The 19,947-nt window shown below is 40.8% G+C and carries 14 protein-coding genes; 8 read left to right on the top strand and 6 right to left on the bottom strand.

Going from position 1 to position 19,947, the window contains the following annotated elements; genetic code table 11:
* Positions 1–55 precede the first annotated feature (55 nt).
* The 3 genes from ACED20_RS07220 to ACED20_RS07210 all read left to right on the top strand — a co-directional run bounded on the left by ACED20_RS07220 (position 56) and on the right by ACED20_RS07210 (position 3,918).
* Positions 56–1,096, top strand: a complete 1,041-nt coding sequence (locus ACED20_RS07220) for a WD40/YVTN/BNR-like repeat-containing protein (RefSeq protein WP_378104035.1) — start codon at positions 56–58, stop codon at positions 1,094–1,096.
* A gap of 248 nt (positions 1,097–1,344) precedes the next feature.
* Positions 1,345–2,703, top strand: coding sequence for an oxygen-independent coproporphyrinogen III oxidase (hemN, locus tag ACED20_RS07215; protein ID WP_294322357.1), 1,359 nt, complete (start codon positions 1,345–1,347; stop codon positions 2,701–2,703).
* A gap of 3 nt (positions 2,704–2,706) precedes the next feature.
* Positions 2,707–3,918 carry a hypothetical protein gene (locus ACED20_RS07210; protein ID WP_294322359.1) on the top strand — a complete coding sequence of 404 codons (1,212 nt, stop codon included), beginning with the start codon at positions 2,707–2,709 and terminating at the stop codon, positions 3,916–3,918.
* Between the two features lie 39 nt (positions 3,919–3,957).
* On the opposite strand, the gene ACED20_RS07205 is transcribed toward ACED20_RS07210, so the two are convergent.
* Complete coding sequence (locus ACED20_RS07205) at positions 3,958–5,325, bottom strand: PQQ-dependent sugar dehydrogenase (protein ID WP_294322362.1); 1,368 nt, start codon at positions 5,323–5,325, stop codon at positions 3,958–3,960.
* 214 nt (positions 5,326–5,539) lie between these two features.
* Here ACED20_RS07205 and secD point away from each other — a divergent pair, with 214 nt between their 5' ends.
* From secD to ACED20_RS07185, 4 genes are all read left to right on the top strand, one after another.
* Positions 5,540–8,449 carry a protein translocase subunit SecD gene (secD, locus tag ACED20_RS07200; RefSeq protein ID WP_294309807.1) on the top strand — a complete coding sequence of 970 codons (2,910 nt, stop codon included), beginning with the start codon at positions 5,540–5,542 and terminating at the stop codon, positions 8,447–8,449.
* A gap of 1,229 nt (positions 8,450–9,678) precedes the next feature.
* The gene (locus ACED20_RS07195; RefSeq protein WP_294233085.1) at positions 9,679–10,914 is read left to right on the top strand and encodes a TCR/Tet family MFS transporter; all 1,236 of its coding nucleotides are present in this window, start codon (positions 9,679–9,681) and stop codon (positions 10,912–10,914) included.
* Positions 10,915–11,066: 152 nt separating this feature from the next.
* Positions 11,067–11,402: a twin-arginine translocase TatA/TatE family subunit gene (locus ACED20_RS07190; RefSeq protein WP_294202546.1), complete on the top strand. Its 336-nt coding sequence runs from the start codon at positions 11,067–11,069 to the stop codon at positions 11,400–11,402.
* Positions 11,403–11,407: 5 nt separating this feature from the next.
* Positions 11,408–11,974 carry a phosphatase PAP2 family protein gene (locus ACED20_RS07185; RefSeq protein WP_294224978.1) on the top strand — a complete coding sequence of 189 codons (567 nt, stop codon included), beginning with the start codon at positions 11,408–11,410 and terminating at the stop codon, positions 11,972–11,974.
* 73 nt (positions 11,975–12,047) lie between these two features.
* On the opposite strand, the gene rlmH is transcribed toward ACED20_RS07185, so the two are convergent.
* Positions 12,048–12,521: a 23S rRNA (pseudouridine(1915)-N(3))-methyltransferase RlmH gene (rlmH, locus tag ACED20_RS07180; RefSeq protein ID WP_294202543.1), complete on the bottom strand. Its 474-nt coding sequence runs from the start codon at positions 12,519–12,521 to the stop codon at positions 12,048–12,050.
* Positions 12,522–12,760: 239 nt separating this feature from the next.
* On the opposite strand from rlmH, the gene ACED20_RS07175 reads away from it, so the two are divergent.
* Complete coding sequence (locus ACED20_RS07175; protein WP_378104034.1) at positions 12,761–13,771, top strand: YihY/virulence factor BrkB family protein; 1,011 nt, start codon at positions 12,761–12,763, stop codon at positions 13,769–13,771.
* On the opposite strand, the gene nhaA is transcribed toward ACED20_RS07175, so the two are convergent.
* From nhaA to acs, 4 genes are all read right to left on the bottom strand, one after another.
* The gene (nhaA, locus tag ACED20_RS07170) at positions 13,768–14,946 is read right to left on the bottom strand and encodes a Na+/H+ antiporter NhaA (protein WP_294239325.1); all 1,179 of its coding nucleotides are present in this window, start codon (positions 14,944–14,946) and stop codon (positions 13,768–13,770) included. The two genes, ACED20_RS07175 and nhaA, sit on opposite strands and share 4 nt — an antisense overlap.
* A gap of 6 nt (positions 14,947–14,952) precedes the next feature.
* A complete protein-coding gene (locus tag ACED20_RS07165) occupies positions 14,953–17,157 on the bottom strand; it encodes a bifunctional (p)ppGpp synthetase/guanosine-3',5'-bis(diphosphate) 3'-pyrophosphohydrolase (protein ID WP_294202539.1) in 2,205 nt (734 codons plus the stop codon).
* 111 nt (positions 17,158–17,268) lie between these two features.
* Complete coding sequence (locus ACED20_RS07160; protein ID WP_378104032.1) at positions 17,269–17,634, bottom strand: hypothetical protein; 366 nt, start codon at positions 17,632–17,634, stop codon at positions 17,269–17,271.
* Between the two features lie 388 nt (positions 17,635–18,022).
* On the bottom strand, positions 18,023–19,930 hold the full coding sequence (gene acs / locus ACED20_RS07155) for an acetate--CoA ligase (RefSeq protein ID WP_294202535.1): 1,908 nt from the start codon (positions 19,928–19,930) through the stop codon (positions 18,023–18,025).
* Positions 19,931–19,947: the final 17 nt, after the last annotated feature.

Here is a 19,947-nt window from a genome sequence, read left to right as displayed (position 1 = left end):
AAATATATATCAAATAAAATCCACAGAATTCTGTGGATTTTTTATTTTTGTGGGTATGAAAAAAGCATCAATATTTATACTGTTATTTCTCTGCTTTTCGGCATTCTCTCAAAAAATAGAAAGCTTTACAACTATTTTAAATGATAAAATAAGCATCAGGGCATTAGAAATCTATGACAACAAAGTCTGGTATAGCGGTACGGATTCGAAATTTGGCTTTGTGGACCTTAAAAACCCTGAAAATCAAAAGCAGATTAAATTATCTGAAAAGAAATTGCAATTCAGAACTTTAGCACAGGATAAAAAAGCTTTTTATGCTATAAATATAGAGAGTCCTGCTGAGTTTTTTAGAATAGATAAGAAGGATCTTAGTATAATTAATATTTATACGGATACTTTAAAGACAGCCTTTTACGATTCATTTGTTTATGCAGATGAAGAAATGGGGTTAGCATTAAGCGATCCGGACAAAGATCATCACATGCGGCTGGAAATGCTACTTATGTCCGCCCGACAAATTTACGATTTCAATGAAACCAAAACAAAAGATAAAAATAAATTCATAAAATTTAATGAAGGAGAAGCGGCTTTTGCTGCAAGCAATACGAATATTGCGACCTATAAAACTAAATTTTGGGTAGCAACAGGAGGAAAAGTGTCAAGGATCATAAAAGGTGATTTTGGATCTTTAGAGTCAGATGTATACAATACGCCTTTCATTCAGGGAGAATCTTCGCAGGGTATTTATTCCATCGATTTTTATGAAGATAAATTCGGAATTGCTGTTGGTGGTGATTATACCAAACCGGAAGCCAACGTCAACAATATCGCCACCACGAATGACGGAGGTAAAACCTGGCAGGTTCGGGCTTCAGGGAAAAATGCAGGCTACACGACGTGCGTGAAAATAAAACCGGGCTCCAAAGGAAAAGAGATGATCTCTGTCGGAGATAAGCACATCAGCTATTCTTCGGACTTCGGGAAGACCTGGACAAAAATCTCCGATGAAAAGAACCTGTACGTCTGTAAATGGGTAGATCAACATACCGTTGTTTTTGCCGGTAAAGACCGTATTGTGAAAATGAAAATTAAATAACGGTATTAAAAGTCTTTAGGATTTAATACCGGAAATTAAATTTTTAAATCTGATATATAGAAGATATCGTTTCTAGGATCATTATTTTCATTCTATCTTTGCAATTGGTCTTAATACAGAAAGTATTTAGACTCATTATAAATTTCGGAAAAATAGCCTAATATATTTCATGATTCAAAATCCATCAGATATATTTAATTTTGTATTGTGAACGCTGATAAAGCTCACGCTAACATTTAAGACAAGAAATGAATTCTTTAATCGATAAATATAATATTCCCGGCCCGCGTTATACGTCTTACCCTACCGTTCCTTATTGGGATGAAAATTCGTTCTCTCCCGAACTCTGGAAGCAAAGTGTGATCAGGACTTTCAGGGAATCTAATGCAGATGAAGGGATCTCTATCTATATTCACCTTCCTTTCTGTGAGGCTTTATGTACGTTCTGTGCCTGCCACAAACGGATCACGAAGCAACATAGCGTAGAAATTCCGTACCTGGAAAGTGTGCTGAAAGAATGGCAGCTGTATCTTCGGATGTTTAATGAAAAACCGAAGCTTAAAGAATTGCACCTTGGCGGAGGAACACCAACCTTCTTTTCACCGCAGAATTTAAAATCTCTTTTGCAGGGGATTTTTGAAACTGTTGAGATTGCCGAAGACCAGGAGTTTTCTTTTGAAGGCCACCCGAATAATACAACTAAAGAACATCTACAGACCCTGTACGACCTAGGGTTCAGAAGAGTGAGCTTTGGGGTTCAGGATTACGATCCGAAAGTGCAGAAGGCGATCAACCGGATCCAGACTTTCGAAAAAGTGAAAGAAGCGACCGAATGGGCCAAAGAAATCGGCTATCGGGGCATCAGTCATGACCTGGTATTCGGACTGCCGCATCAGACCTGGGAAGCGATGGAAAATACCATCCGTAAAACGATGGAGCTGAAACCGGACCGTCTGGCTTTTTATTCTTATGCGCACGTGCCCTGGATAAAAGGAGTAGGGCAGAGAGGTTTTGATGAAAACGACCTTCCAAGCGGTGAAGAAAAACGCCGGTTGTACGAAGACGGTAAAAAACTACTCGAAGAATTAGGATATATCGAAGTGGGGATGGATCATTTTTCGCTAGAGCATGATGATTTGTACCAGTCCCTGATCCACAAGAAATTGCATCGTAATTTTATGGGGTATACTTCAAGCAAGACCCAGCTGATGGTCGGTTTGGGAATGTCGGCCATTTCGGATTCATGGTATGCTTTTGCACAGAATGTAAAAACGGTGGAAGAATATCAGAAAATGGTGGAAGAAGGTGAAATCCCTGTTGTAAAAGGCCATATTTTAAATAACGAAGACCTTACGATGAGAAGGCATATCCTGAACCTGATGTGTCAGCTGGAAACTACTTTTGATATCGACAATTCTTTCCCCGAACTGCAGCATGCTTTTGAAATGCTGGAAGAAATGGAAAGGGATGAGCTGGTGGAAATCAATGGACATCACATCCAGATAACGGAAAAGGGCAGGGCATTTACCAGAAACGTTGCTATGGTTTTTGATCTCAGGATGATGAGAAATAAGCCGGAAACCCGTATTTTCTCCATGACCATCTAATCCATGGGCAGGAAGCTTCTTTTAATTGGCCTGTATCTGTACGCTCTGCTGTTCAGTGTTGGCAGAACATTGAGGCTTCCTAATAAATGGTCGGAATCACACTGGATGATGGATTACCGGTTCGGGTTTATCAAAAGAGGGCTGGCCGGTGAAATTTTTGGCTGGTTCTGCAAAAAAGATGAATTTTCCATTTTAATCCTTTCGGCCGTAATTCTGCTTCTGCTGTCTGTTTTTATGATCGGGATTGCTTTTAAAGAAACCATTAAGAGGGAAAACAGTTTTTACAGGATCTTGTTTTTCCTAATATTCTTTCTTTCTCAATACATCGTATTCTCGGCGCATCTCATCGGCTATCTGGATCATGTAGTTTTTCTGCTTACCCTGGCCGTTATTTATCTGATCAGAAAAAACAAAGTACTTCCGGCATCGCTTATTGCCACATTCAGTGTTTTTATTCATGAGATTTCACTTTTCCTGATGCTGCCCGTCAGTGTTTTTGCACTGTTTGTTTTTCAAAACGCTAGAGTGCCGTTTTTATTTAAAAGTATTTTTTCGAAAGAAATTATTCGGAAAATGACTTTGTTTTTAATCTTTCCTTTTCTGGCAATAGCTTTCATTTCGTTTTTTCATGAGCATGACGGAACAGATTATGCCGGTGTTGTATTTAATTATTTAAAAGGTCTTCCGTTTATACCTGAAAAAGTTGCGCAATCTGTGACTTCAGGTTATACCCAGAGTTTCAGCCTGTCTTTTCAGGAACAGCATGAATATTTTATCCAGCGGGTATTCATTTCAAAAGCGACTATATTTTATGGAATACCGATGCTTTTTTTATTATGGATGACTTTCAGAGAATTTAATCTAAAAGCAAATATCGGGGTATTCATTTTACTGGCCATTGTGGCATTTATCCCTTTATTGCTGCATTCCATTGCCTACGATACCTACAGGATCTGGACATTTCCTTTTATGATCCTGTTCTTAGGATTCTGGGTGTTGAGTTCAGCATATCAGATTAAAAATACAAAAGTGAAACGGCTGTCTGTTTGGGAAAAGGTATTTTTTATGATTTCCGTTCTATTGGTTACTTTGATTCCGAATGTCTTATTTGATAATGAAACCGAAAGATTTTCCTTACCGGTTAAAATTTCCCTGATTCTCCCTCTTTTCTTAATGCTTTACTTACTAAAAAAGCCCCGGTCAAAACAAGTTTGAATGAGGCCCTGAAAACTGTCTGAAAATAATTTGAAAAATTTATTTGATTATCAACTTTTTGCTATACGATTTAAGATTTCCCGAATTGATATTGATGAAATAGACACCCGCAGGAATTCCTGAAATATTGATGCTGTTGTCGCTGTCAATTTTTCCTTGATCCAGCACTTTTCTTCCTTCAAAATTATAGATTTCAACGGTTGCATTCTTGTCCTTTACGCCTTCAATGAAAACGGTTTTGGAAGCTGGGTTAGGATATACTTTTATGGATGTTGACAGGTCGTTTTCCTGGGTGCCCAAAACAGCGGAAGTCGTAACCCTGAAGATTTTTCCGCTGTTTACCGCGGCTACAAAAAGTTCATTTTGATTATTCACCCCGAAAGTAGAAAAATTATTCCCGGTGGAAGCGGCGCTCCAGGTGATGGAATCATCCGGATTCAGGCTTCCGATCTGGGTAGAACAGTAGTCGGCAAAGAAATACCTGCCCTGCAATGCCGGATATTGTGTTCCCCGGTATACATAGCCTCCGGTAATGGAACATTTTCCTCCCGAATGATCGTAAGCGGCTACCGGAAATGTCATGGTAGACTGAGCGGCACAACCTGTCGTGTTGTATGCATTATTGCCTTCATAGCATCTCCAGCCGTAATTGATTCCCGGCTGCGTCAGAGGCATCCGGTTGATCTCTTCGATCTGCCCCTGTCCGACATCTGCGATCATCACATTGCCGGAAACCGTATCGAAATTAAATTTCCAGGCATTTCTCAACCCGTAAGCCCAGACTTCATCCGCACCATCGATTCCAACAAAAGGATTTCCCGCCGGAATATTGTAAGCTCCGGTAGCATTGATGTCCAGCCTCAGCAGTTTTCCTAAGAGGGAATTTTTGTTCTGGGCATTGTTGTTCGGGTCCCCGCCGCTCCCGCCGTCTCCGGTTACTACCCAAAGATAACCGTCCGGTGCAAAATGAATGCTTCCTCCGTTGTGATTGTCAAATGGTTTCGGGACGTTCAGGATGATCTTTTCCGTGGAAGGATCGGCTACATCAGGATTTGTTGAGCTCCTGGTGTAACGGGCGACCGTAATATTCCCGCCCGTATCGTTGTAATAAACAAAAAAATACCCATTCGTCGGGTACTGCGGGTGAAATGCTAGTCCGAGAAGACCTCTTTCTCCTCCGTAAGTGATTTTTGAGCTGATGTTTAAAAAATTAGTAGAATTTACTGTTCCATTGGCCTGTAAAATTTTAATGATACCGTTCTGCTGTACGACGAACATCCGGGCGTCGTTCGCGTTTACCATTTCTACGGGTGCGGTTAACCCGGTCGCAAATTCTTCCAGGGTAATGCTTTGGGCATTAAACATAAAGGAAGAAAAAATACCTGCGCAAAAAAGTAGTTTTTTCATAATAATTTGATATTTAGTGTATTAAATCCGGATGAAAATTCCGTACCAACTAGGCTCTGAAAGTTTCTTAATTGTACCACAGACTCAGGATTGAACCTTATATAAAAATAAGACTGCCGATATGTCTGAAAATAAACGATTTCTGTACTTAAAATTCATAAAATTAAAGAAAATGATTATATTTGCCGACTTAATTTAACGTAGTTATAACAAAATGCAAGGAAAAGGACTTATTACAATTGTTGCTATTGTACTAGGGTTAATTTGCTTAAATGAGCTATTACCAACATGGTACGCCGGCAAAATTGAAAGGCAGGCAACTGCTGTTGCAGGAGACAATCCGGAAAAGTATCAGAAAGAAATCGCAAAACTTTCTAAGGATACGCTGAATCTGGGATTCACTAAACTTTATTACACCAAAGCCAAAGACAAGGAAATGAAGCTTGGTCTTGACCTTAAAGGTGGGATCAACGTTCTTTTGGAGATCAACCAAAGGGATCTTGTGAATGATTTAACCAATTATTCCACCAACCCGATCCTGATCGAGGCTTTAAACAAAACGGATGAAGTTCAGAAGAATTCCACTAAATCTTACATCGACAATTTCTTTGAGCAGTTCGATGCGATCAATAAGGCTAAAGGTACAAACCTGAAGTTGGCGGATCCGGAGCTTTTCGGGAACACTACGTTGACGGAAGTAAAGTACAACACACCGGATGAGCAGGTGAAAAGTATCGTAAAAAGAAAGATCGATGCTTCAGTAGGAACGGCTTTCGAAGTGATCAGAACCAGAATCGATAAGCTTGGGGCGATCCAGCCGAATGTTCAGAGAGTTCCGGGTACTGCGAGGATTTCTGTGGAAATGCCGGGGATGAAGGACATCGATAAAGTGAAAAAGATGCTTCAGACTTCCGCAAAACTGCAGTTCTGGGAAGTACAGCAGGTTCCTGAAGTAGCCCCATATTTCCAGGCGTTAACCTCTGCAATCGCTGCAAAAGGAGATTCTATGGGAGTGGCTAAAAACACCAACTTCATGAATCTTCTGCACCTTGACAAATTAAGAACCAATGGGGTAGCCAACGTAAAACTATCTGATACTGCCGCTGTAAATAAAATATTAAACAGCAAAGTAGCGCAGTCTTTACGTCCTGCCAACATCAAATATACCCAATTCATGTGGGGATACAAGCCGGAAGCTACCGATGCTGAAAGCCTTGTATTATATGCCATCAGAGGAAACATCAACCAGAAAGCCCCGGTAGACGGTGCGGTGGAAAGTGCAAATATCGGCTACGATGAATTAAGCAGAGTCGTAGTAGACATGCAGATGGATTCCAAAGGCGCAAAAGAGTGGAAAACCCTTACCGAGAAAAACGTCGGGAAGCCGGTAGCAGTTACCCTTGATAACCGGGTATACACAGCACCAAACGTTGTAAATGCGATCCCGAACGGTAGAACGCAGATCTCAGGAAACTTCTCCCAGGAAGAAGCAAAGGAACTGGTAGACGTTTTGGGAGCTGGTAAACTTCCTGCCGGTGCAAAAGTAGTTCAGGCTACGGTGGTAGGTCCGTCTTTAGGACAGGAAGCTATTGATTCCGGTTTAATGTCATTCATTATTGCATTTGCTATTATCATCGTGTACATCATTTTCTACTATGGTGGAGCGGGTGTGTATGCGGTAATTGCAATGGTCATCAACTTATTCTATATCTTCGGGATTATGGATTCGGGTGACTTTACGCTTACTCTTCCGGGTATAGCAGGTATCGTTCTGACGATGGCGGTTGCGGTCGACACAAACGTTATTATTTATGAAAGAACCAAAGAAGAATTATTTGCTGGAAAAAGCATTCTTGAAGCTTACAAAGACGGTTTCAAACATGCCTTGAATGCGATTATCGACGGTCACACGACGACTTTCTTAACAGCTGTTGTATTGTTCTTCTTCGGGACAGGACCTATCAAAGGTTTTGCATTAACGTTGATGATCGGTATTGCGATGACATTATTCACATCCGTACTGCTTTCCAGAGCCATGATCTTCTCAAGATTGAATAAAGGAAAAGGACTTTCCGTATGGACTCCGGCAACGAAGAACCTGTTCAGAAATACCTGGATCGATTTTATCGGAAAAAGAAAATATGCTTATATCTTCTCTGCAGTTTTAACGGTAGTTTGTATCATTTCTATCGCTACGCACGGCTTTAAATATGGTATCGATTTTACCGGAGGTAGAAACTACGTGGTACGATTCGATAAAAATGTAAAAGCAGAAGATATTGAAGAAAAATTAGTAGCTCTATTCAAAACGGAAGACGGTAAAAACTCTTCGGTTGAAGCTAAAACTTTCGGAAACGAAAAGCAACTAAAAATCTCTACGGATTACCTTATCGAAGACGAATCTTTGAAAGCTGATCAGATTATCGAGCAGAAATTATATGAAGGTTTAAAGTCAAACCTGCCTTCAGGAACTACACTGAAAGACTTCAAATCTGCAGATAAGGATCACGCCGGAATTGTTTCTTCCGAAAAAGTAGGACCTTCTGTTGCTGACGATATCCAGATCCACGGAATTTACGCCGTAGTCGCTGCATTGGCGATGATCTTTATCTACATTTTGGTACGATTCAGAAAATGGCAGTTCTCTTTAGGTGCGGTTGCAGCGTTATTCCATGATGCGGTAATTATCCTCGGAGCTTATTCATTGCTTCATAAATATATGCCATTCAACATGGAGATTAACCAGGATTTTGTTGCTGCGATTCTTACGGTATTGGGATACTCCATCAACGATACGGTAATTATCTTCGACAGAATCAGGGAGTACCTGAGAGAGAAGAAATCTTTAACATTGGCAGGGTTATTCGATGACTCTATTTCGAGCACATTGGGTAGAACATTCAACACCTCATTTACAACGATCCTGGTAATCCTGGCCATCTTCATCTTCGGTGGAGATAACCTGAGAGGATTTATGTTTGCGATGTTAATCGGTATCGGTTTCGGTACGTATTCATCCATCTTCGTGGCATCGGCGATTGCCTATGATTTCCTTAAAAAAGGAAAAGAAGACGAAGTGCATGGTAAAACCACCTCAGACAAAGAAGTACTTGCTTCAAAATAAAGTATACTACAATAAATAAGAAAAAAGCCTTTCAGCAATGAAGGGCTTTTTTTTGGTTCAAAGTTTACTATTTCTGATTGAAGGTTAAATGACAGCATTACTTCTCAGTTTATAAAGGTAGTCCTGGTTGTCATAAATATTGAATTGTTAACGGCTTTAAAAATTCACTTGCACAGCAAAATTGACCATTGATCATTCACATTGCGTCAATAGTCAGTTTATTAACTTATTACGAAAATTGCTTTGCTCCGAAGGAGCAATGTCTGTGTAGCTTATATAGAAGAAATATGGTCCGGAACTCCTTAGGAGTTCTATCCTTTAAACGTTTCGTCAGATAGTACACCTCCGGCGTGCTGTTCGTGTTGAACCCGGTTTTCCTATACAGATATTATTTCTACGGAATATTATTTTTCTAAATATTCTTTTATGAAGCTCATCAGTCGTATTGTCAATGTTGAATTTCTGCTGTGGATGCTGAATTGCTTAATCATCTCTGAAAGCTGATTTGCGCAACAAAACTGCCGATTCACGATTCACATTGTGTCAATGGCCAATTCCTTTGGGATGCATGGTTGATTGTTAATCGCTTTAAAAATTCACTTGCACGGCAAAATTGACCATTGATCATTCACATTGCGTCAATAGTCAGTTTATTAACTTATTATGAAAATTTCTTTGCTCCGGAGGAGCAATATCTGTGTAGCATATATAGGAGTAATATGGTCCGGAACTCCTTAGAAGTTCTATCTTTTAAACGTTTCGTCAGATAGCACACCTCGGGCGTGCTGTTCGTGTTGAACCCTGTTTTCCTACACAGATATTATTCCTACGGAATATTGCTTTTCTAAATATTCCTTATGAAACTCATCAGTCGTATTGTTAATGTTGAATTTCTGCTGTGGACGCTGAATTGCCTTAATCATCTCTGAAGCTGATTTGCGCAGCAAAACTGTCGATTCACGATTCGCATTGTGCCAATAGCCAATTCCTTCGGGATCAATGGTTAATTGTAAGCCGCTTTAAAAATTCACTTGCGCAGCAAAATTGACTATTGACCATTCACATTGAGTCCATGATGAATCTCTACGGACCAATGGTGAATGGTTAACCGCTTTAAAAATTCACTTGCGCAGCAAAATTGACCATTGACGATTCACTTCCAATATCCTTCTTCAAAATTACCAATTGACAATTCACCGTATCTCCGATTTCACTATTTTTGCATTACTATGGAAAATTCGAGAAAAAAGGCGGCCATCGGCTTTATATTTATTACCCTGCTGATTGATATTATCGGATTGGGAATCATAATTCCCGTGATCCCGAAACTCATTGAAGAGCTTATTCACGGAGACGTAAAGGAAGCGGCAAAGTATGGCGGCTGGCTGAGCTTTGCTTATGCGTTTACCCAATTCTTATTTTCCCCTGTCATCGGAAACCTGAGCGACAAGTTCGGAAGAAGACCGATTATCCTGATTTCCCTTTTCGGGTTTACCATAGATTATGTGTTTCTGGCGTTGGCCCCTACGATCTGGCTGCTTTTCGTAGGCCGGGTTATTGCCGGGATTACGGGTGCCAGTTTTACCACGGCAAGTGCTTATATCGCCGATATTTCTACCGATGAAGACCGGGCTAAGAATTTCGGGCTTATCGGGGCTGCATTTGGGCTGGGCTTTATCATCGGCCCCCTGATCGGCGGAGCTTTAGGGCATTTCGGGGCGAGAATACCTTTCTACGCGGCCGCAGGGCTATGCCTGCTGAATTTCCTGTATGGCTATTTTATCCTGCCGGAAAGTCTCGATAAGGATAAAAGGAGGGAGTTCGACTGGAAACGGGCCAACCCAATCGGTTCTCTGAAGTTTTTATTTAAACATCCCGAGCTTTCCGGATTGGTGGCAACGCTTTTCCTGGTGTATGTGGCCGGTCACGCGGTACAGAGCAACTGGAGCTTTTTTACGATGGGACAGTTTAAATGGACGGAATTCACGGTAGGAGTTTCCCTGGGAGTGGTCGGAATCCTGGTCGCATTGGTACAAGGTGTCCTGATCAGGTGGACGGCACCGAAGCTCGGGGAGTATAAAAGTATTTATATCGGCCTCGGCATGTATGCCATCGGGATGCTGTTGTTTTCCTTCGCTACGGAAGGATGGATGATGTTTGCCATTCTTATTCCTTATTGCCTGGGCGGAATCTGCGGGCCGTCTCTCCAATCGGTGATCACAAAAAATGTTGCGGCAAATGAGCAGGGGGAGCTTCAGGGAGCCTTAACCAGTTTAATGAGCATTACTTCTACCATAGGGCCACCGTTAATGGCCAGCCTTTATTACCAGTTCAGCAAGGATGATGCATCACTGAAATTCCCAGGTGCACCTTTCTTCCTGGCATTTATTTTAATGTCGGTAAGCGTGGTAATTACCTATTTTAATTTTAAAAAAAGGGATATTAAAAAAGCAGAGACTTTATAACGTAAACGTAACGATAAGTATTGATCCGGCTCATATTTAAATTACTATTTTCGTCGACCACTGGTTCAGCGAATAATCCGGCTAAAACTTAATATTTCATTAAAAATAAATATTTAACATCCAATTTCATATATCTTTCGTAATTTTACAGTATGGAATTAAGCATTGGAGAAATGGCACTCATTGCTGTTGCAATTGTTGTCTTATTCGGACCGGACAAGCTTCCTCAGATTGCACGTGACCTGGGATCAGGAGTACGTAAGATGCGGGGTGCTGTCGAGGATATTAAAACCGAAATCATGAAGGAAACGGATAACCCTGTTTCCGAAATAAAACGTGAAATTGAGAAGGTAAAAGATGCAGCGAAAGATTACAATCCGATGAATGATGCTCAGAAAGAGGTCATCGCTGATCCTTTGGCATCCAATGAACCTCCGAAACCAAAACCGTCAGATGACGAAGCGTATGAAGGACCTGTAAGCCGATAGGACCGATGGAGGAGATTATTCAGGAAGACAAAAAGATATTTTTGTTTCTCAATAATTTGGGAGACTCCCGTTTCGACCAGTTCTGGATGCTGATTTCCAGTACTTGGATCTGGGTGCCGCTGTATATTATTTTTTTCTACTTTTTATTTAAAAATTATAAGCTCCGGTCTTTGGTTTTTATCCTGATCTTCGTAGCAATAGGGGTTACGGTTTCCGATCAGCTGGCGGGCATTTTCAAGTATGGATTTGAAAGGCTTCGGCCGTGTCATGATCCTGGCCTGGAGCACGCTATGAGGATCGTGAAATGCGGCGGACAGTTCGGTTTTTATTCCTCGCATGCTTCCAATACTTTTTTCCTGGCCGCTTATTTAACTATTCTATTGGGGCGTAAACTCAGATGGTTTCCCTATGTACTCTTTCTCTGGGCAGTTATTGTTTCGTACAGCCGGATTTACTTAGGGGTACATTTTCCGGGTGATGTTCTGGTAGGGGCCTTTGCCGGTTCCGTTCTGGGAATTGTTTTTGGTATCCTTGCAAAAAAAGTGATTCAAAAGCAGTCGGCAATTTCATAGAAAATTTATTTAATTAAAATATTTTCAGGCTCAGGCCGGCACGCCGGCCTGAGCCTGAAATTTCATTCCTGGATCAGTCGTTGTGGTAAGGCTTTCCCTGTAGAATCTGATCGGCTCGGTATACCTGTTCCACAATGAACAGCCGGATCATCTGATGGGTGAAAGTCATTTTAGATAGCGACACTTTCTCGTTAGCCCGGGAATACATCTCCTCCGAAAATCCGTAAGCGCCCCCGATCAGCAGATGGATTTTTTTTACTGAGGAGTTCATCCAGCCGTCGATTTTCTGTGCAAATTCCCTGCTCGTGAACTGTTTTCCCTTTTCGTCCAGGATCATGACAAGATCCGTCCTGTCGATGTGGTTTAAAAATAATTTTCCTTCCTCTTTTTTCAGCAGGTCGGGCGAAAGATTTTTTGCATTTTTTACATCCGGGATTTCGGTAATTTCAAAATTCCAGTGCTTAGGAAGGCGTTTCAGATAATAATTTATTAAAGAAGTAATTTCCTTATCATCTGTTTTTCCGATACAAAGTAAGCTGATCTGCATTATTGGGGTGTATTTTAAGAGGCAAAGATATTCATAAATTAAAGAACGTCATAATTCCTCAATTTCATAGAAAATCTTAATTTTAAAAAAATCATTACTTTTGTAAGAACACCGGCCCGATGCAAAAACAAATTCCTTCCTGTATTTTTCCTTATTTACCATGAAGGCTTCTGATTTGGCGGGAGTATTGATGATACCTACCGGAACATCGGACCAAACAGATTATATTAGAGTAAAGAATGAGTGCAAAAATTCCTAAATTTATCTTGAAAATTCAAGAGTTTTTCGACGGTATCCATATTCCCGTACTGGGAATTTCCCTCTGGCAGATGTTCCAGATTTATATCCGCGGAATTTTTAAGGATAAGATAGGCCGTAAGGCAGCAGCCATTTCCTGGAGCTTTACAATCAGCCTCTTCCCTTTTATTCTTTTCCTCTTATCGGTTTTGCCGTACATGCCGCATTACGATAAGCTTCAGTTTTATATTTTCGAGGTATTGCTGCATAATATTTTCCCGTCGAATATCGAAGGCGATGTGCGGGATTATATCGAGAACAGCATTGTTCCGAACATGAAAGGGATCAGCAACCTGACCATCGTTTTTGCCCTGATATTTGCTACCAACGGAACCTTTTCCCTCATTAACGGATTTAACGAAAATACGGATGAAAAAATGACGGATGTGAAAGAATTTATACTTTCCTTCTTCATTACCATCGGCTTTATATCCATTGTATTTCTGTCGCTTTTCGGGGTTTATTATTCGGAATTTGTATTAAAGCTTTTTACGCCGGTAAAAGATATTTCATGGCTGGTTAAGAATCTTTCGAAAATTATCGGATTTGTCTCATTTCCCATTTTTTACTTTATTCTGCTCACTTTATTTTACTGGCTGGGAACGGTGCGGATCGCAAGGTTCCGGCAGGCAATTCCGGGGGCTATTCTTACGACGGTCTTATTTGTAGTAACCACTTATATTTTTGCGCTTTATGTAAAGAATATTGCCCGTTATAACGTTTTATACGGATCTATCGGGAGTATGATCCTGCTCATGATCTGGATTAATGTGAATGTATACCTATTGCTTTTCGGTAACGAACTCAATATGGCCATCCGTAAAGTAAGAATTGAAAAGCTCCTGTCGGATGAATTGAAACGGGAAAGTAAAAATAAAAATAAAAACATTGATGATAAGCATCTGAAAAACCGCCGCAAAATACTTAGAGATAAGGATCAGGCCAACGATTAATCCTCGTCATCGGTGATTGGGTTTTCAGAAGCTGTTTTCAAAACTAAAAATCCGGAAACGGCAGCAATAAGCGAAGCCATGAGAATCGCAAATTTAGCTTCGTTCTGAATTTGCAGCTCTCCTTTAAATGAAAGCAGGGCAATAAAAATCGACATGGTAAACCCGATTCCGGCCAAAAGCCCGACACCGAGCATGTGCTTCCATGAGCTGTTTTGAGGCAGCGAACTCAGTTTTAATTTAATGGCGATCAGTGAAAACAAATTGATTCCCATCAATTTTCCCAATACCAGTCCGCCGATAATTCCCAATCCGAGTGTACTGGTAAGTCCTGAAACCATATCCTGTGTAAAGGTGATGTTCGTATTGGTTAATGCAAAAACAGGCATAATAAGGAAGCTTACCGGGAAATGCAGGTTGTGTTCAAGCTTCTCCAGCGGTGAGATTTCGGTGGTTGAAACATTTGTCGGGATGGAAAATGCAAGGAGAACGCCGGCTATCGTAGCATGGATCCCCGAATGATGAAGGAAATACCATAAAAACAAGCCGGGAATCAGGTAAAAAACAATTTTGGTAATCTTTAACAAATTAAATAAAAAGAGTAGGGCAGTTACTCCAAAAGACAATAACAAATAGGTCCAGTGGATCTGTTCCGTGTAAAATATAGCGATCACCAAAATAGCTCCAAGATCGTCAACGATGGCGAGTGCTGCCAGAAATATTTTGATGGAATTCGGTATTTTTTTTCCCAGCATGGAAATAATCGCCAGTGAAAAGGCAATATCCGTAGCCATCGGAATACCCCAGCCGTTCCCATACTTTGTTCCGGAATTGAAAAACATAAAAATAACCGCCGGTACCAGCATTCCGCCGATGGCCGCAAAAATAGGGAGGGAAGCATTTTTAAAAGAAGAAAGTTCGCCTTCTATCATTTCCCGTTTGATCTCAAGACCTACCAACAGGAAAAAAACAGCCATTAAGCCATCGTTGATCCAGATGCTCACCGGATATTTCAGATGAAATATATCTGTTCCGATTTCTTTATCTAAAAAATTCTGAAGGCTTTCTGCAAAAGAAGAATTAGCCATCATCAAGGATGCTGTAACACAGAAAATCAGAATGATTCCCGAAGACTGGCTGCTTGTGAAAAACTTTTTAAAATATTGCGTGAGATTCATATGTCATTATATTCTCCTGATTCTGGAAACCCCATTGATATCATTCAGTTTTTTAAATGTCTGTTCCAGCTGGCTTTTATTTTTAACTTCCAGGATAATCGTTCCCGTAAAAATCCCGTCGTTAGATTCTATGGACATGCTTTTCATATCCATCCCCATCGAGCCGCTTATAACGGTGGTAATATCGTTGATCATTCCCATTCTGTCGAGACCTTCGATCTCTATTTTCACTCTGTTCTTAAAGCTTTCCGCATTTACCCATTTCGCAGGAATTACGCGGTAGTCGTATTGAGCTCTAAGGTTGATGGCATTAGGGCAGTTATCGCTGTGTACCTTGATCCCGTCTGAAATGGTAATAAATCCGAAAATTTTATCACCCGGGATTACCGTACAGCATTTAGCATAGCTGTAGTTCAGCTTTTCCTCATCTTTACCGAAGACGATCATATCGAGGTTCTGTTCCTTCGGTTCTACAAAAGCCGTATTTTTCGTCGGAGATTTTCTGAATCTTGAAAGAAGGTTATTAAATACGTTCTTACTCTCGATGTACTTTCTTAAACTGCTTGCGTCCAGTTCATTACTCTGGAATTTCAGAAAGAGCTCCTGTGAACTTTTAAGATTAAAGAATTTCTGAAGCTTATTGATCTCCTCATCATTAAAATTAATTTTTGCATGGCGGAGTTTTCTCTGAAGGATCTCTTTCCCGTCGTCTACCAACTGGTTTTTTTGTGAGTTCAGATAACTTTTGATCTTCGATTTGGCTTTTGACGTCACCACAAATTCCAGCCAGTCGGACTTTGGCTTCTGGTTCTGTGAAGATAAAATATCTACCTGATCTCCGTTTTGCAGAACATAAGAGATCGGAACCAGTTTGCCGTTGATTTTAGCACCTAAACATTTCATTCCCAGGTCGGAGTGAACTGAAAAGGCAAAGTCGAGTGCTGTGGCATTCGTAGGTAAAATTTTAATTTCCCCTTTAGGGGTAAAAACAAAAACCTCTTTGGAATATAAATTAAGCTTGATGTTATCCAGAAGCTCCGAAGTGGTAAGATTCTGCTGCTGTTCGAGCACTTCCCTTATTTCCGTTACCCAGTTTTCAAAGTTGCGGTCTTCCGAGCTTTGCTTGTAGCCTTCTTTGTATTTGTAGTGGGCAGCGACTCCTTTTTCGGCAATTTCGTCCATTCTCTCAGAACGGATCTGTACTTCGATCCACTTTTTATCCGGACCCAGAACCGTTAAATGCAAACTTTCGTATCCCGTAGAACGAGGCTGTGTAATCCAGTCCCGCATTCTCGAAGGATTGCTGTGGTAAACATCAGTAACGATCGAATAAATTTTCCACGCCAGGAACTTCTCATTCTTGGCATCGGATTTATAGATAATCCGGATGGCATAATTATCATAGACTTCCTCAAAGGAAACACCCTGCTTCAGCATTTTGCGGTAAATGGAGGAAATCGCTTTTGCCCGGCCCTTGATCTTGAAATGGAGACCTTCTTCGTGTAGTTTTTCGGAAACTTCCGTTTTAAATTCTTCAATATACCGTTCGCGGCTTTCCTTGGCAAGCTCAAGTTTTGAGGTGATCTCGTTGTAAACGTCGGGATTATTGTATTTCAGCGAAAGATCCTCCAGTTCGGATTTGATGTTGTACAAACCTAAACGGTGCGCCATCGGTGCATAAATGTATACCGTTTCGGAAGCAATCTTCTTCTGTTTGTCAGGTGCCATACTCTCCAGCGTTCTCATATTGTGGAGACGGTCGGCAATTTTGATCAGGATTACCCGGAAATCTTCAGAAAGGGTGAGCAGCAGCTTCCGGTAGTTTTCAGACTGTACGGAAATGTTCTGATGGTTCATGATGGATATCTTCGTCAGCCCATTTACAATATCCGCTATCTTTTGGCCGAATATTTTTTTGATATCTTCGTAAGTGTAGTCCGAATCCTCTATTACGTCGTGCAGAAGTGCACACGCAATGGAAGTGGCCCCCAAACCGATTTCCGTCGCTACGATTTTCGCAACGGCGATGGGATGGTAGATGTAAGGTTCACCCGATTTTCTGCGCTGGTCCTTGTGGGCATCCAGTGCAATGTCGAATGCTTTCCGGATGAGCTTGTTGTTTTCCTCATCAAGTGTCCGGTATGTATTTGAAATAAGATCCTTGTATCTTGCAAGGATTTCCTTGTTTTCCTGTTCTAAGTCGTAACTCATTTGTGCAAAAGCCTATATTTAAACGAAAATACGAAATTTTACTCACTTTTCAAAGCTAAAAAATCCGCAGGTTGTTCTGCGGATTCCGGTTATTAATTTTGTGGTTAAATTTTAGAATTTTACTTCAGAATCCATCCCTGCCGTTGATCCTTTGATTTTTACATCGGGCGCATTATGGATTTCCGCTTTGTTTCTGGCATCAATAAGTCTTTTGATGGTTGTATAATCGGATTGTTCAATACCCATATTATCGAAGATATAGGTCTTCAGCACACTATTCTCACGGAAGATGTCTTGAATCTGCTCGATTTGTTCATTGCTTTTTGCGGCAATAGTGACAAGATATTGAGAATGATTGTCTTCACCATTTAGGTATACGATATAATCTGAATTTTCAAAACCTGAACCCTCAAGGTCGGCTTCCAGTTTTTTATAATCGCTGTGATATCCGAATAATCCGGCTAGTAAATTTGACATAGATAATAGTTTTAAATGATACTTAAAGGTACGGCTATTTTAGTTGATAATTAAGGTATTTTCAATTAAATTTATTACTTAATGTTTTATCTGTAAACTGTTCGGTTCTGTTTGGGAATATCGGCGGGGCACTTCTATTTTAATAAATCTGAAATTATAATTAAATAAAAAAAGCAGACTTAAACAAGCCTGCTTTTACCTGGAACACATCAAATTTATCCAATAATTTCAATGAGCTTATACAAATAAACATTGTTTATCATTATTAATGATACATTTTTGAATTTGTTATTCAAACCAAAAAAAATATAAAATCAATAAACTATATAATAAGATTAGGCCTTGATTTCTTACTATTGAAATGGATCAAATCTGCAAAAAATTAAGTTTAAATCCTTTCATTTTTAATTTCCTCCACGATTTCAGGATTTAAAAGTGTACTGATATCCCCGAAATTACTGAAGTCTCCTTCTGCGATTTTTCTCAGGATTCTCCTCATGATCTTTCCGGAACGGGTTTTCGGCAACCCAGAAACAAACTGAATTTTATCCAGCTTGGCAATCGGGCCGATCTGATCCGCGATCAACTGATTGATTTCTTTTTTGAGATTTTCCCGCTGTCGGCTTTCTCCGGTTTCTTTCAATACCACATAACCGTACAAGGCATTTCCTTTGATGTCGTGAGGATAGCCCACAATGGCAGATTCCGCCACGGCAGGATGCTGGTTGATGCTGTCTTCGATAGGAGCGGTTCCCAGGTTATGCCCGGAAACAATGATCACGTCATCCACCCGTCCGGTAATCCTGTAATAACCGACCTCATCCCTCAAAGCGCCGTCACCGGTAAAATATTTTCCCGGAAAGGCTGTAAAATATGTTTCTTTATAGCGTTGATGATCGCCCCAGATGGTTCTCGCGATTCCCGGCCACGGAAAACGGATGCAAAGGTTTCCGGTTACCTGGTTGCCCATGATTTCATTGCGTTTGTCATCCATCAGAACGGGCTGTATTCCCGGTAACGGCAGGGTAGCATAAGTAGGCTTGGTAGGAGTAACAAAAGGCAGCGGGGAGATCATGATTCCTCCCGTTTCTGTCTGCCACCAGGTATCAACGATCGGGCATTTTTTCTTCCCGACATGATCGTTGAACCAGTGCCATGCTTCATCGTTAATAGGTTCTCCCACCGATCCAATTACTTTCAGGGTACTCAGGTCATGTTTGTCTACCCACTCGGCGCTTTCTTTGGCTAATGAACGGATGGCCGTAGGAGCAGTGTAGAACTGGGTGATCTTATGTTTCTCAATCACTTCCCAAAACCGGTCCGGTTCAGGATATGTCGGTACCCCTTCGAAAATAACGGTCGTAGCACCATTTAACAATGGCCCATACAGAATATAAGAGTGTCCGGTGATCCAGCCGATGTCTGCCGTACACCAGTAAATATCGTTTTCCTTATAATTGAATACATTTTTAAAAGTATACGCCGTGTATACCATATATCCGGCGCAGGTATGCAGCATTCCTTTCGGCTTTCCGGTGGAACCGGACGTATACAAAATGAAAAGCGGATCTTCGGCATCCATGATTATCGTTACGAAATCCGGAGATGCATTTTCATATAGTTCGGCCATCCAGAAATCGCGTCCTTCCTTCATTTTAATTTCGTTGTGCGTTCTTTTTACGACCAAAACTTTTTCTACGCTTGGTGTTTTCTCCAAAGCTTCATCCACAATGCTTTTTAAATCCAGGACTTTGCTTCCGCGGTAGCTTCCGTCGGAGGTAATAACCATCTTCGCCTCACAGTCATTGACCCTTGAAGCCACGGCAGAAGCTGAGAAGCCGGCAAAAATAACAGAGTGTACGGCTCCCAGTTTCGCACAGGCCAGCATGGTAACAGCCAGCTCGGGAATCATTGGAAGATAGATGCAGACCCTGTCTCCTTTTTCAATACCCATTTCTTTAAGGATATTGGCTGTTTTATTGACTCTCGTATATAATTCGTTGTAAGAGATATGCTGTGCTTCCTCTTTCGGGTCGTTCGGTTCCCAAATGATGGCGGTTTTGTCTCCTCTTACGGAAAGATGCCTGTCCAGACAGTTTTTAGTTATATTGAGCTTTGCATTTTTAAACCATGTGATTTTTGCCTCATTCATATCATATTTCACAACCTTGCTCCATCGCTGGTACCATACGAAGTTCTGATCTGCGATTTTATCCCAGAATTTCTTCGGGTTTTTAATGGATTTTTTATACTCTTCAAAATAGTATGGTAAATCTTCTATCAGGTAATTTCTCATATCCCTTTCGTTTTTTA

It is taken from the genome of Chryseobacterium sp. sg2396 (genome assembly GCF_042610505.1).
In the GTDB taxonomy this organism is placed as follows: domain Bacteria; phylum Bacteroidota; class Bacteroidia; order Flavobacteriales; family Weeksellaceae; genus Chryseobacterium.
This window is presented reverse-complemented; position numbering and strand designations above follow the sequence as displayed.

What these genes read in the sequence shown, in the direction of transcription:
- rlmH (WP_294202543.1), bottom strand. Translation starts at nt 12,521, where the DNA reads ATGCAGATCAGCTTACTTTGTATCGGAAAAACAGATGATAAGGAAATT.
- ACED20_RS07195 (WP_294233085.1), top strand. Translation starts at nt 9,679, where the DNA reads ATGGAAAATTCGAGAAAAAAGGCGGCCATCGGCTTTATATTTATTACC.
- ACED20_RS07190 (WP_294202546.1), top strand. Translation starts at nt 11,067, where the DNA reads ATGGAATTAAGCATTGGAGAAATGGCACTCATTGCTGTTGCAATTGTT.
- secD (WP_294309807.1), top strand. Translation starts at nt 5,540, where the DNA reads ATGCAAGGAAAAGGACTTATTACAATTGTTGCTATTGTACTAGGGTTA.
- nhaA (WP_294239325.1), bottom strand. Translation starts at nt 14,946, where the DNA reads ATGAATCTCACGCAATATTTTAAAAAGTTTTTCACAAGCAGCCAGTCT.
- ACED20_RS07165 (WP_294202539.1), bottom strand. Translation starts at nt 17,157, where the DNA reads ATGAGTTACGACTTAGAACAGGAAAACAAGGAAATCCTTGCAAGATAC.
- ACED20_RS07210 (WP_294322359.1), top strand. Translation starts at nt 2,707, where the DNA reads ATGGGCAGGAAGCTTCTTTTAATTGGCCTGTATCTGTACGCTCTGCTG.
- ACED20_RS07220 (WP_378104035.1), top strand. Translation starts at nt 56, where the DNA reads ATGAAAAAAGCATCAATATTTATACTGTTATTTCTCTGCTTTTCGGCA.
- ACED20_RS07205 (WP_294322362.1), bottom strand. Translation starts at nt 5,325, where the DNA reads ATGAAAAAACTACTTTTTTGCGCAGGTATTTTTTCTTCCTTTATGTTT.
- ACED20_RS07175 (WP_378104034.1), top strand. Translation starts at nt 12,761, where the DNA reads ATGAGTGCAAAAATTCCTAAATTTATCTTGAAAATTCAAGAGTTTTTC.
- ACED20_RS07185 (WP_294224978.1), top strand. Translation starts at nt 11,408, where the DNA reads ATGGAGGAGATTATTCAGGAAGACAAAAAGATATTTTTGTTTCTCAAT.
- acs (WP_294202535.1), bottom strand. Translation starts at nt 19,930, where the DNA reads ATGAGAAATTACCTGATAGAAGATTTACCATACTATTTTGAAGAGTAT.
- ACED20_RS07160 (WP_378104032.1), bottom strand. Translation starts at nt 17,634, where the DNA reads ATGTCAAATTTACTAGCCGGATTATTCGGATATCACAGCGATTATAAA.
- hemN (WP_294322357.1), top strand. Translation starts at nt 1,345, where the DNA reads ATGAATTCTTTAATCGATAAATATAATATTCCCGGCCCGCGTTATACG.